13 protein-coding genes are annotated in these 15,242 nt (G+C 55.1%); 3 read left to right on the forward strand and 10 right to left on the reverse strand.

All coding sequences use genetic code 11. The annotated features are described in order from the left end of the window. Nucleotides 1–114: 114 nt before the first annotated feature. The 3 genes from TH468_RS07200 to TH468_RS07210 all read right to left on the reverse strand — a co-directional run bounded on the left by TH468_RS07200 (nucleotide 115) and on the right by TH468_RS07210 (nucleotide 3,763). The gene (locus TH468_RS07200) at nucleotides 115–570 is read right to left on the reverse strand and encodes an OsmC family protein (RefSeq protein ID WP_085642839.1); all 456 of its coding nucleotides are present in this window, start codon (nucleotides 568–570) and stop codon (nucleotides 115–117) included. Beyond that, complete coding sequence (locus TH468_RS07205) at nucleotides 567–1,199, reverse strand: GntR family transcriptional regulator (RefSeq protein WP_085643043.1); 633 nt, start codon at nucleotides 1,197–1,199, stop codon at nucleotides 567–569. Before TH468_RS07205 ends, TH468_RS07200 begins: the two co-directional genes overlap by 4 nt. A 212-nt stretch (nucleotides 1,200–1,411) precedes the next feature. Beyond that, a complete protein-coding gene (locus TH468_RS07210) occupies nucleotides 1,412–3,763 on the reverse strand; it encodes an alpha/beta fold hydrolase (RefSeq protein ID WP_139834658.1) in 2,352 nt (783 codons plus the stop codon). Between the two features lie 294 nt (nucleotides 3,764–4,057). Between TH468_RS07210 and TH468_RS07215 the strand changes: the two genes are divergently transcribed. Next, entirely contained in the window at nucleotides 4,058–5,335 is a 1,278-nt protein-coding gene (locus TH468_RS07215) for an MFS transporter (RefSeq protein WP_085642841.1), read from the forward strand. Between the two features lie 86 nt (nucleotides 5,336–5,421). Then, nucleotides 5,422–5,985 carry a CHAP domain-containing protein gene (locus tag TH468_RS07220; protein ID WP_085642842.1) on the forward strand — a complete coding sequence of 188 codons (564 nt, stop codon included), beginning with the start codon at nucleotides 5,422–5,424 and terminating at the stop codon, nucleotides 5,983–5,985. Between the two features lie 131 nt (nucleotides 5,986–6,116). Here TH468_RS07220 and bioB read toward each other — a convergent pair whose 3' ends face one another. The 3 genes from bioB to TH468_RS07235 form a co-directional block, all read right to left on the reverse strand. Next, nucleotides 6,117–7,109 carry a biotin synthase BioB gene (gene bioB / locus TH468_RS07225; protein ID WP_085642843.1) on the reverse strand — a complete coding sequence of 331 codons (993 nt, stop codon included), beginning with the start codon at nucleotides 7,107–7,109 and terminating at the stop codon, nucleotides 6,117–6,119. After that, complete coding sequence (locus TH468_RS07230) at nucleotides 7,109–7,684, reverse strand: biotin transporter BioY (protein WP_085642844.1); 576 nt, start codon at nucleotides 7,682–7,684, stop codon at nucleotides 7,109–7,111. Before TH468_RS07230 ends, bioB begins: the two co-directional genes overlap by 1 nt. Before the next feature lie 287 nt (nucleotides 7,685–7,971). Further along, on the reverse strand, nucleotides 7,972–8,622 hold the full coding sequence (locus TH468_RS07235) for a GntR family transcriptional regulator (RefSeq protein WP_085642845.1): 651 nt from the start codon (nucleotides 8,620–8,622) through the stop codon (nucleotides 7,972–7,974). A gap of 115 nt (nucleotides 8,623–8,737) precedes the next feature. On the opposite strand from TH468_RS07235, the gene TH468_RS07240 reads away from it, so the two are divergent. Next, on the forward strand, nucleotides 8,738–11,230 hold the full coding sequence (locus tag TH468_RS07240; RefSeq protein ID WP_085642846.1) for a plasma-membrane proton-efflux P-type ATPase: 2,493 nt from the start codon (nucleotides 8,738–8,740) through the stop codon (nucleotides 11,228–11,230). Between the two features lie 67 nt (nucleotides 11,231–11,297). On the opposite strand, the gene TH468_RS07245 is transcribed toward TH468_RS07240, so the two are convergent. Genes TH468_RS07245 through TH468_RS07260 form a run of 4 tightly spaced genes read right to left on the reverse strand, consistent with a single transcriptional unit; the run spans nucleotide 11,298 to nucleotide 15,237 of the window. Continuing rightward, entirely contained in the window at nucleotides 11,298–12,029 is a 732-nt protein-coding gene (locus TH468_RS07245; RefSeq protein ID WP_085642847.1) for a proteasome-type protease, read from the reverse strand. A gap of 19 nt (nucleotides 12,030–12,048) precedes the next feature. Then, complete coding sequence (locus tag TH468_RS07250; RefSeq protein ID WP_085642848.1) at nucleotides 12,049–12,867, reverse strand: transglutaminase family protein; 819 nt, start codon at nucleotides 12,865–12,867, stop codon at nucleotides 12,049–12,051. A gap of 1 nt (nucleotide 12,868) precedes the next feature. After that, on the reverse strand, nucleotides 12,869–13,816 hold the full coding sequence (locus TH468_RS07255) for an alpha-E domain-containing protein (RefSeq protein ID WP_085642849.1): 948 nt from the start codon (nucleotides 13,814–13,816) through the stop codon (nucleotides 12,869–12,871). A 17-nt stretch (nucleotides 13,817–13,833) separates the two neighbouring features. Further along, nucleotides 13,834–15,237, reverse strand: coding sequence for a circularly permuted type 2 ATP-grasp protein (locus TH468_RS07260; protein WP_085642850.1), 1,404 nt, complete (start codon nucleotides 15,235–15,237; stop codon nucleotides 13,834–13,836). Nucleotides 15,238–15,242 lie beyond the last annotated feature (5 nt).

The following is a 15,242-nucleotide window of genomic DNA, read 5'->3' on the forward strand; positions in this document are numbered from 1 at the left end:
GCTGATTGCAGGCGACCGGAAAACATTGCGATGTCGTGGTGCATCGCATCCAGCAACGGGTGAAGCAGCGCAAGTAACACATCTTCCGTGCGTTTTGACCGACAGGTAATTACCCTAATCAAGTTTGATGCTGATTTCGGTTTTGACCGAATTGGCAAGAAAGCAGGCCTCGTGGGCCGCGTGATGCAGTTCGGCCTCGACCCCGGCCGTTGGCGCTGCGGCGGCATAGGTGACCTTGGGGCAAAGTTCGACCCGGGTGATGACTGTTTTGCCGTCCTGCTTTTCCATGACACCGGTTGCAGCATCGACATAACTGTCGACGACGATTTTCCGGCGTGATGCGAAGTCAAGGAAGAACAGCATGTGACAGCTTGAAAGGGCAGCCACATAGGCTTCTTCGGGGTCTACATTTTCGGCGACGGAATAGGGCAGTGGCACGACATGCGGGGATGAGGATGCGGGGACTTCGACCCCGCCGTCAAACCGCCAGAGATGACCGCGGCTATACCGGCGGTCGGCAAAGTTTGTGCCGTCGCGTTGCCATCTGACTTCTGCGCCAAAACTGCTCATTGCGGGGCTCCACTTTCGGGGTGCTCAACAAGTTGTCGTAAGGTGATGCCGATGTGTTTTTCAATGATTTCAACGGCCTTGCTGACATCGCAAAGGTTACATACAGCCAGCAGGTCATTATGTTCTTCATAAAACGCTTTACGCGCCTGCGATCCTGCGGGTTGCCGGTGATAGGAACGGCGTGCCTCGCGGCGTAATTCGTCAATCATCTTCAACAGGCGGCCATTGCCGCAGGGGGCATACAGGGTCCGGTGAAAGGCGATATCGAGCTCCTCGATGATCTCCGGGTCTTCTTCTTCAAAAAGATCGTCGTTCAGGCGGATCGCCTTGCGCAGGTCGCGTTGTGTCAGATGCGGGATCGACAGGATCAGGGCCGTCGATTCAAGTGAAATGCGGATTTGCGACAGTTCGTGGGCCTCGTTGGCGCTTAAACCGTTTACCGCGAGGCTGCGGTCGGATCGTTTGGATAGCAACCCGTTTGCCAGCAACCGTTCCAGCGCCTGACGCACCGGCTGGCGGCTGACACCGAACCGTTCGGCCAGCCGTTCCTGTTTCAGGATTGTGCCGGGCGAAAGGGTACCGTTTTCGATTTCGCTTTGAAGCGTTTCAGTGATTTTATTTGGATCCATGGATCCAAAGTCGTCCAGATTTGCCAAAGAGTCAAGTGGGTTCCGTTGGCGTGAGTTCACCCGAAATTTGATGCGACAGCATCGTAAATCCCGCGCGCATTTTATTTGTATGAGGATTTAACCCGCGGCATTGTGGAGGGGCGTGGGCGTCGGGCGTCTGCCCCACGGAGGCTCATGGGCTCAATGGGGGATTTGGCCGGCATTCCCTCAGGTTATTGGGCCGGGATGGCTTCCGTAAGGGTGCTATTGGTCGGGGCGGTTTTGGAGATGAAGTCGATCACGCGATTGACCGCATTGTCGATATCCTCGTTCAGGATGCCATGGCGATCCGAATTGAGCATCTGGATTTCAAGATGACTGCATCCGGTGGCGTGGCGTTTGATCAGGGTCGCACTGGCGGGATCGACGACCCGATCGCCGTCGCCCTGTAAAATCAGGATCGGACAAGCAACATCGGGCAGGCGGTTTTGCATTTCGGCAACCGCCTGGCGCAGATTGTGCAGACCGCCAATCGGGATGTTACGGTAATTGATATTGGGATGTTCGGATTCGTTAAGCCGGAAACTGAGCATTTCCTGTGCCGAGGGTACCCAGCCCATCAGTTTGTTGGCACCATAAAGCAGCGGCACAAACATCAGATTGCGATTGCGGAATTTAAGGGGTGTTGATGCCATGACCAGCCCGGCGAGTTTTTCGGGTCGGTCGGACGCCAGAATGGCCGAAAGCGCCCCGCCGGTTGAAAAGCCGACAATAATAATGTTGTCGCAAAAGGCCGACAGGATTTCATAGCCGCGCCGAACCGATGCCAGCCAGTCGCTCCACGGACGTTTTTGCAACTCGTGCGGGGATGTGCCGTGCCCGGCAAGGCGGACTCCCATCACGGCATAATCGCGTGCGGCCAGCCGATCACCAAGATTGCGAAGTTCCGCCGGGGAGGCAAGGAACCCGTGGACGACGAGAACGCCGGTGGTGAAATGTTCGTTGCCATTGGGCAGCAACAGATAGGGGCGGCTATCGGCGGTTGCCGTTTCCTGATCATTGATCGCGGCGTATTTCCGTTTCTGGTATTTGGCGCGGTTCCATTGCCATGCCCGGATTTCATCATCAAAACGACGTTTGGCAAAATCGCGTGGTGTCAGATGATCGACTTCGTCCCGCGCCTTTTCAAGTGCAGTCCAGGCGGCGTTGATCGGTGCCATTTCATTGGCATAGACCATCACCGGATTATCCATGCGGATTTGATCAAAGGTGGCTTCTTCCTGCAATTTTGGCAGGAAGCAATATTTGCCTTCGGACCGTTCGATCAGGCCAAGATGAACCGCAGCATCAATATATTCGCGAATCTGCGGGCATTTCAGATCAAAGATGCCGATATAATCCGCCGGGTTGCGCATGCCGCGATGCAAATGAATGCCTTCGGCCTGCTGGACATTCTTGACCGCCAGATAAAGTGTGCGGTCAAAATGGGCGATATCGACCTCGGTCACGCCATCAGCCAGCCACATCATGATCAGGCGCGATGCCAGATGACTGACATTGAGTGTCAGGTTGGAATACATCACACCCATGCAATGATCGCGAAGCGGGTTGATATGGCGGCTAATGGCATATTGGGTGATGCGGTCGGGTATTTTCTCAAGCGCTTTGGCAGGACGGAAAAGATCATCGATGCTGTTTGCGGTTTCAACCCGGTGGGCCAGCATGCGCCGGTCAATCCAGTTGAATTGATGGCGCGGATCAACCGGATCGCCAAGCCGGATATCCATATCCGTGCGTTTGAACAGAAGATTGCCTTCGATAATCAGTTCTTCGGCCATCTTGGGGCTAAGTCCGCCAGCAAAAAGATCTGCGCCCCGCGCCAGAAGGTTCTGGTCAACACGCAGCGGGTGAAAGGTTATGTTGGCCGGAAACATCAATGTTGGCTTGGCAAGGGCGGCTTTGAGAGTTTCGGGCGTGGTATCAATCGCGTCTGCCCAGCGATCAAGCTCGTCGTGTTTGCCTTTATCAAGCAGCATCGACAAACCGATCTTGAAGCCGTCAATGCAAAGCCCAAGCAGCGCCGCCCCGGCATGATGTGCGCGCCGTTGATCGGCAGAACGGGAATAGATGCTGTAATCCGGACGTTTGGGATGCGGGCGTTCAGCGGCAAGAACGCGCCGGTCCTTGACCATGCCGCCCTCGGGAAAGATCACAACTTTGCCGCCACGCAGGATTTCCTCGGCCAGGAACGGTAGCAGACGTTCGTAGTCGTTGGGGACACCGCCAAGGGCGCGCAGATAGCGTGAAAACCGGTTGTCTTCGACAAAAAACTCGCCCGATGCGATAGAGCGGCAGAACACACCGGTTTCAAGCGCGATCAGATATTGCGGGATGAAGGTTTCAAACCGGGCGAAATGGTTGAACATGAAAATGTCGCCCTGGGCCAGATGATCGCGGTCACCATGCATCTTGATATTGATGTCGACTTTGGCGCGCAACGCCGTCATGGCCCGTATGGTCCATTCGCAAGTCTGGTTGCGGATCGCGAATTGCTCGCGTTCGATTTCCCGGAAGTTCTGATGCATGGGTGTTTCCGCCCCGAAGGCCTGAATGCCAAATTGATCGGCGTTATGATTAACTGCGGTCGTTTCCTTTAGGTCCTGATGCTTGAAACAGATATGTGTTTTCCGAACGGGTTTGAGAAGGCCAGATACACGCATCAGGCGAACAATCTGTGGTACGTGCCTTTGCCTGTCCCTATACTCAACGCGACATTTCAAATACCGTTCTGTCCGGATAACAGGCCATTTCGCCCCAAATATGGCCATCAAAGATCGTTGTTAATATAGCTGTCCGGTACAACATGATCCCGCCCCGTCATGAAAACTGGAAAATCCGTGCTGCCACCAACCGTCGAGCCACCCCGGAAATCAATCTTTCAGGATCGAAACTTTGTCCTGTTTCTGGTCGGGCAATGCATCACCACACAAGGACTTTGGGTGCAGAAAATCGCCATGTCGTGGCTGGCATGGTCATTGACCGGATCACCATTCTGGACCGGGTTGATTGCCGCCCTTAATTTCGCCCCGGCCTTCATTCTGGGCCCTGTTTTTGGCGTTATGGCCGATCGGGTCAATCTTCGTAAAACAGCGGTGACCCTGAACCTGATGATGGCGGCTACCGCATTTCTGTTGATGGTTCTGGCGATGGCAGGGCAGATAAACCTGTTCTGGATGGTGGTTCTGGCCGGGACGAACGGGGTTTTGGCCAGTGCGATGACGCCCGTTCGGCTTTCGCTGGTGCCGGTGATTGTCCAGCGGGAATTCATGAGCCGTGCCGTGGCCTATGCGGCGATGAATTTCAATATGTCGCGTCTGGTTGGCCCGGCGGTTGGCGGTGTGGTGATCGCGACATGGGGAACCGGGGCGGCATTCATGATTAATGCGGCATCCTATATCCCGATGATCTTTGTTCTGGCGACTGTCAAAATCCATGTCGAACGGGCACCGGATGCCAAAAGCAAAAGGGTTCTGGCGGCCCTTGTCGACGGGGCCAATTACGCCATTCATCATCCGATGATCCGATCCGTTCTGGCGCTATCGTGTTTTGTCGCACTGGTGGGCACGGGCATGGTCGAGCTGATGCCGGTCTTTGCCGAGGCGGTTTATGACCGGGGGGTCAAAGGACTAGGCATGCTGGCATCGGCAAGCGGGGTTGGCGCGGTTGCATCGACATTCATGTTGTCGCGGGTCAAATCTAATCCGGCCGCCTTTCAGCGGGTGACGATCATCGGGGCCTTTGCTGCGGGGTACGGCATGCTCGGGCTTGGTTTTGCACCTTGGTACGAGCTTGCCGTGGTTTTGGTCGCAGTTACCGGTTTTGGTTTGACAGCAGTTGGCGTCGGATCACAAACCGCATTGCAATTGACCGTAGATAATAAGCTGCGCGGTCGGGTGATGAGCTTCTGGAGTGCGACAAGTTTTGGCGGGATTGCCTTGGGCGGCACGATGCTAGGCGCGATATCGGAAGCGGGCCACATTCAATACACCGCACGTGGATCGGGAACATTGATTTTGAGCGCAGCGATTGTCGGGCTTTGGCGCCTGTATCGTATTGCGTCAGATTCTTCGAAACCTGCCACAGAAACGGCAAAATGATCGTGTTCTTCGGGGCGCTTTGTAAACGCTTGTTTAAAACTCGTCGGGTTAGGGTGCCTGATCATGCCTTTTAAGGGGAATATCGCATGCGGCTGGCCGTAGTCATCGGATTTTGTGTGCTTTTGTCGGGATGTTTTGCATCCGCGAGTACCCCGAAACCCAATACCGGCCTTGCAAATGATACGGTCTCGAACGCGACTAATGTCAGCCTGCCGTCGTCGCGCCTGCTACCCTTTGCGCCCACCGATGAATTTTTGCAATGCGTGCCCTATGCACGCGCTGTTTCCGGTATCGAGATTTATGGCGATGCCTGGACATGGTGGGATCAGGCGAAAAATGCTTATAACCGAGGCAAAAAACCCGAAGTTGGGGCCGTTCTGGCGCTTAAGAAAACTTCGCGTTTGAAATACGGGCATGTCGCAGTGGTTTCCGCCATTCTTGATAATCGCAAGATCATGGTCAATCACGCCAATTGGGGCAGTGATTCGCGTACACGCGGCAAGGTGCATTACCGCCAGCCGGTTGTTGATGTTTCACCCAATAATGACTGGTCGGAAGTGCGGATGATGAACACGATTGGCACATTCGGCCGGGTTTATCCGGCGCATGGATTTATCTATCAGCCACGCGAAACTGCCGAAGTGCAATAGGTCGCTTGCTCCTTCCTTCCTGCTTCTCTGCCTGTTTATAAAAAATGGCGAAGGCCCGACTGAGGGACGCTTCGCCAAGGTGAACTTTGCGCGGATGGGTCGCACAAGTTCGGGGGTTGATTTGGGTATTGTCAGGCCGCTGACGCCGGAACCGGCCCAAGCGCGGCAAAAAGGGCGGTATCGCTATCTTCCTGCGGGTTCGGCGTGGTCAAAAGTTTTTCGCCGTAAAACACCGAATTGGCCCCGGCCATCAGGCACATGATCTGGGCTTCGCGGGTAAGGTCGGTACGCCCGGCCGAAAGGCGGACGGTGGATTTCGGCATGGTGATGCGGGCGGTTGCGACCATGCGGACCAGTTCAAGGGCATCGACGGGCTCGCGGTCGGCAAGTGGTGTTCCGGCCACCGGCACCAGCGCGTTGATCGGTACACTTTCGGGATGTGGCGCGAAACCGGCCAGAACATGGAGCATCGATGCCCGGTCCTGGATGCTTTCACCCATGCCGATGATCCCGCCACAACAAAGATCAATCCCGGCACCCCGCACAGCGGCGAGCGTATCGAGCCGGTCCTGATAGGTCCGGGTCGAGATGATCTGGCTGTAATATTCCGGGCTGGTATCAAGATTGTGATTATAGGCGGTCAGGCCCGCCCCGGCGAGGCGTTCGGCATGGCGGGTTTCGAGCATGCCAAGGGTCACGCACGCCTCCATGCCGAGGTTGCGGACACCGCGTACCATTTCGATCACCGCATCAAAGGCCGCGCCATCGCGCACGCGTCGCCATGCGGCTCCCATGCAGAAACGATCCGCCCCGGCGGCCTTGGCACGCGCCGCCATTTTCAAAACCATACCGGGGTCCATCAACTGTTCTTTGCTCAGTTTGACCTCGCGGTGGTGGGCCGATTGCGGGCAATAGGCGCAATCTTCGGGGCAGCCGCCGGTTTTGATCGACAGCAGGCTAGCCTTTTGCACGGCATTGGGATCGTGATGGGTGCGATGGACCGCGTTGGCGCGACCCATCAGTTCAAGCAGCGGCAGGCGATAGATCGCCTCGATCTCGTCCACTGTCCAGTCGTGACGGATGGTTTGATCGATTGCCGGATTTTGTGCGGGAAGACTGTTCATCAGGCGTTGCCGCCTTTATCTCGTTTGACAAGGCGGGTGCAGGCGGCACTGCCAAGGGCAACAAGGGCGATCTTGATGGTGTCGCCCAGAATGAACGGGGTGAAGCCGTATTCGGCAACCTTTTTAATCGGCACAAAGGCGGCAAGCCATGCCAGGCCCAGAACATAGACCGGGATCATGCCGGCCATCATGATGCCAAAGCGCGCCAGCGTACCGCGCCCCTTAGCAAGCGCCCCGACCAGCCATGAGGCAATCAGATAGCCCAGCAGATAGCCGCCGGTCGGCCCGACCATATAGGCAAGCCCGATGCCGCGTTCCGGCGTTCCGGCAAAGACCGGCAAGCCAGCAGCACCCGCAGCCAGATACCCCAGGACTGTTGCACAGGCGACGCGCGGACCGGTCGTCAGTGCAATTGCCATGATCGCCGTGGTTTGCAGGGTCATTGGCACCGGCCAGAAGGGAACGGTGATCTTGGCACTTGCGGTCAGGATGGCGATTCCGGCCAGAACCATCAGGCTGTATTTCATTCCCGATGATATGCGGGTTTCGGCCGGTTTGGAGACTGCATTGCTCATGGTGATTTCATCCTCCTCAGGATCGGATTCAAAATTATAGATAAAAAAGGAATCTCATCTATTAATTACGCCGCGACAAGAAGGTGAAATCAATCCCCAAAATAGATAATCAGGCCAAATTGGTGAATATTTGCGAAACGATATAGCTATCATATTGATTTTAATAATATATTTTTATCTATAAAATTGGAAATTTATGCGTGAATAGACGCCCCGCATTGCCAAAATGCAGGCTGGATCAAATTTGAACCTTGGATTTTAGGTTCGGGAGGCATTTCAGGAAGGGGTCAGGAAAGGGTTCGCGAACGGGTTTTGGTGCCCGGTTTGGTGCCAATCCATTTGACGTGACGGGCAAGGGTGGCGGCGGCAACATCAAACTGCCGTTCGCGGAGCGCCTTGAGGATCGCACGGTGATCCTGATCGGTGGGGGCTTCCCATTCCATGCGGAAGCCTGAAAACAGGAAACGCGCACTTGCGGCATGCAGATCATCAATGGTTGCCAGCAGGCGGGGCATGCTGCACGGGGTCAGGATCAGGCGGTGGAAGGCGCGATTGGCTTCTTCCCATGCCCGGACATCGGGGGCATTTTCGCCTGCGCGGTTGATTGCCTCGGCCTCGTCGAGAATGGCGCTGGTCAGGTGCGGGGCGGCATGGCGAAGGGCGAGGACTTCGAGGGATGCGCGCATTTCAGCGACTTCGCGGACTTCGGCAATGTCAAAACTTGCGACCCGCACACCGCGGCGCGGTTCACTGACGACTAGTCCCTGTGCTTCGAGGCGGCGAAAGGCTTCGCGGACCGGCACGTGGCTTGCGCCAAATTCCTCGGCAAAATGGTCTTGCCGCAATTTCGTGCCCGGCGCGATATGCCCGGCGATGATGCGGTCGGCCAGTTCGCGGGTGATCCTGCCGGTAACGGTGTTGTCAATGTCACTTTTCATGATTTTATAGATAATTGGTGCAGGGCAGATTGTCGACTCGCATTGATGCGCGTCAATGTTGTGCACTGCAATAAAGATTAAAATCGTTTTATCTTCCCCGAAGAAAGCAGAGCCAATGTTTGATCAAGAGAGGGTTAAAGCCGACGAGCCGGTAAATTCGAATCTTTTGCAAACCGACCCGCAGCAAGGTCTGACGACACAGGAAGTCGAGAGTCGGATCCATCAGTTTGGTGAAAACCGTTTGCCGGAAAATGATGCTGGAGTTTGGCGTAAACTGGCGGGTTTTTTCTGGGGGCCAATCCCATGGATGATCGAAATTGCTGCCATCCTATCAGCTATCGTTCAACACTGGTCTGACTTTGCGATCATTCTGATCATGTTATTTTTAAATGTTGGCGTGGGTTTTTGGCAGGAATACAAGGCGGGCAGCGCGATTGCTGCACTTCGGCAACGTCTGGCTCCGCAGGCGCGTGTATGTCGCGATGGCAAATGGTGCGATATTCAGGCAGCTGGCCTTGTCCCTGGGGATATTGTTCGTTTGAAACTGGGCGACATTATCCCCGCAGATGTGAGGCTGCTTCACGGGGACTATTTACGTGTCGATCAATCTGCTTTGACGGGCGAGTCTCTTGCGCTTGATAAAAAGGTCGGTGATGTTGCCTATTCCGGTTCGATTGCACGACAGGGGCAGATGGATGCAATAGTAACTGCAACCGGCATGGCGACCTATATTGGCAAAACGGCGCGTTTGGTCCAGACGGCAGGAAAAGCGTCGCACTTTCAACGTGCTGTTCTGCGTATTGGCAATTTCCTGATTTTGATGACGATCGGCCTGATCGCGCTGATCATGACAGTCGCTGTCTATCGGGGGGATCCGATTACGGAAACGCTTCTTTTTGCTTTGATCCTTGCTGTTGCAGCCATTCCTGTTGCCTTGCCGACGGTCTTGTCGGTGACAATGGCAGTGGGAGCCGAGAAACTTGCGAAAATGAAGGCCATTGTATCGCGGCTTGTTGCGATTGAAGAAATGGCGGGCATGGATATTCTGTGCTCGGATAAAACCGGAACCTTGACCCAAAATCGTCTGACGGTGGGGGAACCGGTTTTGATCGGTAATGCATCACGTGATGACATTCTGCGTATGGCAGCGTTGGCTTCGGAAGTTGACAGTCATGATCCGATTGATGGGGCGATTTACGCCTCGCTTGGCGGTGCTGACTTGATTTCTGATTACAACGTTGTTTCTTTTCGGCAATTTGATCCGGTACGTAAAAGGGCAGAAGCAACCATTGTGCGCGATGAAATGACATTTCAGGTTGCCAAGGGGGCACCGCAGGCGGTTCTTTCGTTGCTTGTCGACGGCGAAATTGGTGATTTGTCCAGCCTGATTGAATATGCGCCGATGATGGCCGCAATTGATGAAATGGCAAGGCGTGGTTATCGCTCGCTTGCCGTTGCCCGTACAGACCAAACGGGACGATGGCAGTTCATGGGGTTGCTGCCCTTGTTTGACCCCCCGCGGGAGGATGCGGCGGCGACAATTGCCGAATTGCAGGCCAAAGGCGTTGATATTCGAATGATTACCGGTGACCACGAGGCCATTGGTCGTGAAATTGCGAGGCAGCTTGGTCTGGGGCAAAATATATTGCCTGCCAATGACGTTTTTGATCAGTATGATCGCCTACGCGATCCGCAGGCGATGGAAAAAGCAGATGGATTTGCACGTGTTTTCCCACAGCATAAATATGCCATCGTCCACGAATTGCAGGGCCGAGGTCACATCGTCGGAATGACGGGTGATGGTGTCAATGATGCGCCAGCTTTAAAGCAGGCAGATATCGGTATCGCGGTATCGAATGCGACGGATGCAGCCCGGGCAGCAGCCGATCTTGTTCTTACCGCGCCGGGCATTTCGGTCATTACGTCTGCTATTGAAGAATCCCGGCGAATTTTTGGGCGCATGAACAGCTACGCCACGTTTCGGATTTCAGAAACAATCCGGGTTTTGCTGTTTATGACCATCTCTATCCTAGTATTTGATTTTTACCCGGTGACGGCAATCATGATTGTGTTGCTGGCATTGTTAAATGATTTTCCGATCATGATGATTGCTTACGATAATGCTGATGTGGCGCCGCAGCCTATTCGTTGGAATATGGTCAATACCCTTACAATGGCCTGCGTGCTGGGTGGCATTGGTGTTGTGTCATCGTTCGGTGTGTTATGGATTGCGGATGTCTGGCTGCATTTACCGCCCGACGAAGTTCAGGTGCTTGTTTTTCTTAAGCTGCTTGTCGCAGGGCATCTGACAATTTATCTGACCCGTCATAAAGGTTTCTTTTGGCAGAAACCCTATCCGAGCTGGAAGTTGTTTGTGGCGACCGAGATAACGCAGGTGATCGGGACGATGGCTGCGGTTTACGGTTGGTTGGTGCCGCCGATCGGTTGGTACCAAGCGTTGATTGTATGGGGGTATGCGCTTGGCTGGTTCGTTGTTGCCGGATGCATAAAGGTATGGGCCTACCGGCTTCTGACCCATGACCATCCGCGGCAAGCCTGGCACCTTGCCCGTGTGGAGGGGTGGCTGCATCGTCGTCGGATTGATTGAGGTAATAACCAGTCCATGCAAGGCGCTATCCCGTTACCGCAAAGTCAGTACGAGACCTGGTTTGGTGCTATTTCTCGTCAGGCATATCGGCGAACGCTTCGCGCAGTGCCTGCGACCATGCATCCGAAAGGGCCTTGAACCCGGCGTCTTCGGCATCAATCCGGCGATGTTCGGAGAAATGGCACGATCCTTCGGGCAGGACGGCAAGATCAAGCGGCATGCCGACCGACAGGTTGGATCGCAATGTTGAATCCATCGATAGCAAGGCGGCCTTGACGCCATCGGCAATCGGCGTTTCCGGGGTGATCACGCGATCAAGGATCGGTTTGCCGTATTTGTGTTCGCCGATCTGAAGGTAAGGCGTGTCTTCGGTGGCTTCTATAAAGTTGCCCGCCGCATAGACCAGAAACAGGCGTTGCGCCCCGCCTTTACGTTGCCCGCCGACCATGATCGAGGCCGAGCTGCTTTCCTTGCGCTGTTCGAGCGTGTCCTGATATTTGTGCTGCACTTTCTGCATTGCCTCGCCCATCAATTCGGCAACACGGAACATGCTGGGTGCGCTCAGGATACAGTCGCCGGGTTCGGTTTCCGGGTTGTCGATGGCTTCCTGCAGGGTACTCATCACGGCCTGCGTGATGGCAAGGTTGCCCGCAGTCAAGGCCACAATGGCGCGTTCACCGGGTACTTCCCAAGTGAACATCTTGCGATAACGCGAAATGTTATCGAGCCCGGCATTGGTTCGGGTGTCGGAGAGGAATACCATCCCCTCATCGAGCATCAAGCCCACGCAGTAGGTCATCTTCTATTCTCGGGTCCGGCTATTGCTGTGATTGTGCAACGATGACTGTTACATCCAAATTCTCGTTCGCACCACCAGTATGTACGCCCCGTATAGGTGTGGCACCCTGTGCATCAAGTCCAGACCCCAGACGAATATAATAATCGGTCGGGCAGCAGCGGTTTGCCGGGTCAAACCCGACCCAGCCCAGTTCGGGCAAATGCAGTTCCGCCCACGCATGGGATGCTTCGTGTGATTTGCCATCCTGATCGGCAAAGAGATAACCCGATACATATCGCGCCGGGATGCCAAGATGGCGAGCCGCCGAAATCATGACATGGGCGTGATCCTGACAGACACCCTGACCATCGGCCAGGGCATCGGCGGCGGTGGTGTGAACATGAGTGCTGCCCGGCACATAGGCGACGGCATCAGAAACGGCTGCCGAGAGGGCATGCGCCCGTTCAAGCAGGTTATCCGCACTGGTTTTCCTTTCGACCTTGGCGGCCATTTTACGGATGGCCGCACTGGATTTGGTCACCGGGGTCGAGCGCAGGAATACCGCCGGAAAGGCACGTTCCTTATGCCCGCGTAGAACACCGGTCGTATCAATGGTTTCAACTTCGCCGGACACAACGACATCGACGGAATCAATCGGGCCGCTTGCGGTCAGGGTGCTGATGGTATCGCCATTGCCATCGATAAATTCGGAGTTGATCACACATCCCTCGGCCTTGATCGACCAGCGGATGACTTTTTGCCCGTCAAACTGGGATGGCGTCAGTTTCAGGCTTTGCACCACATAGCGTGCCGATGGCGAGAACCGGTAATGTGTGCGATGTTCAACGGTCAGACGCATCTTACTGGCTCCCGAAATAATAGGTTTCGGCAATTGCCGAAGACAGGACCTGATTTCGTTTAAGGAAATCGGAAAGGAATTCGTGCAGACCCTGGCTGAAAATTTCTTCCATCCGGCTTTGAGTCAGCAGTGAATAGGTTTCCACAGCCAGACTGTGCACCGGGCTGCGTTGACCATAATGGCGGGCCAGATGTTCCAGATGGTTGGTGATCTGTTCGGAACAATGGGCCAGTGACCGGGGGCTGAACGGGTTGAGGATAAGGAAATGTGCGATGCGATAGGGAGAATAGTCATCGCGATACACCCAGTGGAAGGCGCGCAGGGATGATGCCGCGCGCAGAACCGTCGTCCATTGGTAATTATCGACCCCGTCACCAACCATGCTGGTTTCCGGCAGCAGGACATAATATTTTACGTCTAGCAATCGTGCGGTGTTATCGGCGCGTTCGATAAAAATGCCAAGACGGATAAAATCGTATCCGTCGTTGCGCAGGATCGTTGAATCGGTTGCGCCGCGAAACAAGGCACCCTGCCGTTTGACCCAGTCGATGAATTCCGGCAGGTCGGTTTTTGCAAGATTATGCATTGCCGTCCGGCGCAGTTCCATCAGGGCATTGTTTAATGCTTCCCACATTTCGGCGGTGATGGCGGTACGCATGGCGCGTGCATTGGCACGTGCATTTTCAAAGCAGTTCAGGATCGAAGACGGGTTGTCGCGATTGAAAATCAGGTAATCGGCAACCTCGGCCTGACGGAGCGGCATATCGGGATCATAGCCCTGTGCGCAGCCCGATGCCGAAAGAACCGACGCCCATTCCGACCGGTTGCCGTCGCCGGCGGCCGGCATCAGGGCCATGCGATAACCCATTTCCATCAGTCGGGCCATGTTTTCGGCCCGTTCCACGTAACGGGACAACCAGAAAAGGTTGTCAGCTGTACGACTAAGCATGTGTGACCTCCCTTTTCCTAATCAGCCATGATCCATGTGTCCTTGACCCCGCCGCCCTGCGACGAGTTCACGACAAGTGACCCTTCGCGCATGGCGACACGGGTCAAACCGCCTGGGGTCAGGCGAATGTCATCGCCGACAAGGCAGAAGGGCCGGAAATCGACATGGCGTGGGGCGATGCCACTTTCAACGAAGGTCGGACAGGCGGAAAGGGCAAGAGTTGGCTGGGCAATGAAATCGCCCGGATCGGCCTTGATGCGTTCGGCGTAGGTGGCCTGTTCTTCCTTGGTGGAAGCTGGTCCAACCAGCATGCCGTACCCGCCCGAACCGTGGACTTCCTTGACGACCAGTTCACCAAGATTTTCCAGCACATAATTCAGATCATCGGGATTTGCACATTTCCATGTCGGGACATTGTTCAGGATCGGTTCCTGCCCAAGGTAGAACCGGATCATGTCCGGGACATAGGTATAGATCGCCTTGTCATCGGCGACACCAGCGCCGGGGGCCGAGCAGATGGCAACCCCGCCTGATCGATAGACATTCATCAGTCCGGGAACGCCCAGCACGGAATCGGGTCGGAAACAGAGTGGATCGATAAAGGCATCATCAATCCGGCGATAGATCACATCAACCCGGGCGGGCCCGCGCGTTGTGCGCATATAGACGCGGCCTTCGGAAACGAACAAATCCTGCCCTTCGACAAGTTCAACACCCATCTGGTCGGCAAGGAAGGAATGTTCGTAATAGGCGCTGTTCATCGCACCCGGTGTCAGGACCACGATATTGGGTTCGCGATCACACCGTTTGGGAGCAATGCTTTTGAGCGTCTTATGGAGCATGTCCGGATAGCTTTCGACCGGTTCGATTCGTAATTTCGAAAACAGTTCCGGGAACATCCGCATCATGATTTCGCGGTTTTCGAGCATGTAAGACACGCCCGACGGGGTGCGGCAGTTATCTTCCAGCACATAGAAATCATCCGGCCCGACGCGCACGACATCAACCCCGACAATGTGACTGTAAACCTTCCGCGGCGGATCAATGCCGATCACGGCCGGTTCAAACGCGGCGTTTTTAAACACCAGATCGGCGGGGATAATCCCGGCCTTGATGATTTCGGCGTTGTGATAGACATCGTAAAGGAAGGTGTTGAGCGCGCGTGCGCGCTGCTTGACGCCGCGTTCAAGCTTGCGCCATTCCGTGGCGGTGAAAATGCGTGGAATAAGATCGAACGGAATCAGCCGTTCCGGATCGCCACCTTCGCCATAGACCGCGAAGGTGATGCCGATTTTGCGAAAGAGTGTTTCTGCCTCAAGTCGCTTCTGCTGGAGGGTCTCGGGCCCGCTGGCCTCCATCCAGTCAACCAGTGCGCGATAAGGTTCGCGTACTTCATCGTTCATCATCATTTCGTTGAACATGCACA

It is taken from the genome of Thalassospira sp. MCCC 1A03138 (assembly GCF_002115785.1).
Taxonomy (GTDB): domain Bacteria; phylum Pseudomonadota; class Alphaproteobacteria; order Rhodospirillales; family Thalassospiraceae; genus Thalassospira.

Bases quoted from the DNA above. Each gene is read 5' to 3' on its own strand.
- TH468_RS07200 (WP_085642839.1), bottom strand. From the start codon at position 570: ATGAGCAGTTTTGGCGCAGAAGTCAGATGGCAACGCGACGGCACAAAC.
- TH468_RS07205 (WP_085643043.1), bottom strand. From the start codon at position 1,199: ATGGATCCAAATAAAATCACTGAAACGCTTCAAAGCGAAATCGAAAAC.
- TH468_RS07210 (WP_139834658.1), bottom strand. From the start codon at position 3,763: ATGCATCAGAACTTCCGGGAAATCGAACGCGAGCAATTCGCGATCCGC.
- TH468_RS07215 (WP_085642841.1), top strand. From the start codon at position 4,058: ATGAAAACTGGAAAATCCGTGCTGCCACCAACCGTCGAGCCACCCCGG.
- TH468_RS07220 (WP_085642842.1), top strand. From the start codon at position 5,422: ATGCGGCTGGCCGTAGTCATCGGATTTTGTGTGCTTTTGTCGGGATGT.
- bioB (WP_085642843.1), bottom strand. From the start codon at position 7,109: ATGAACAGTCTTCCCGCACAAAATCCGGCAATCGATCAAACCATCCGT.
- TH468_RS07230 (WP_085642844.1), bottom strand. From the start codon at position 7,684: ATGAGCAATGCAGTCTCCAAACCGGCCGAAACCCGCATATCATCGGGA.
- TH468_RS07235 (WP_085642845.1), bottom strand. From the start codon at position 8,622: ATGAAAAGTGACATTGACAACACCGTTACCGGCAGGATCACCCGCGAA.
- TH468_RS07240 (WP_085642846.1), top strand. From the start codon at position 8,738: ATGTTTGATCAAGAGAGGGTTAAAGCCGACGAGCCGGTAAATTCGAAT.
- TH468_RS07245 (WP_085642847.1), bottom strand. From the start codon at position 12,029: ATGACCTACTGCGTGGGCTTGATGCTCGATGAGGGGATGGTATTCCTC.
- TH468_RS07250 (WP_085642848.1), bottom strand. From the start codon at position 12,867: ATGCGTCTGACCGTTGAACATCGCACACATTACCGGTTCTCGCCATCG.
- TH468_RS07255 (WP_085642849.1), bottom strand. From the start codon at position 13,816: ATGCTTAGTCGTACAGCTGACAACCTTTTCTGGTTGTCCCGTTACGTG.
- TH468_RS07260 (WP_085642850.1), bottom strand. From the start codon at position 15,237: ATGTTCAACGAAATGATGATGAACGATGAAGTACGCGAACCTTATCGC.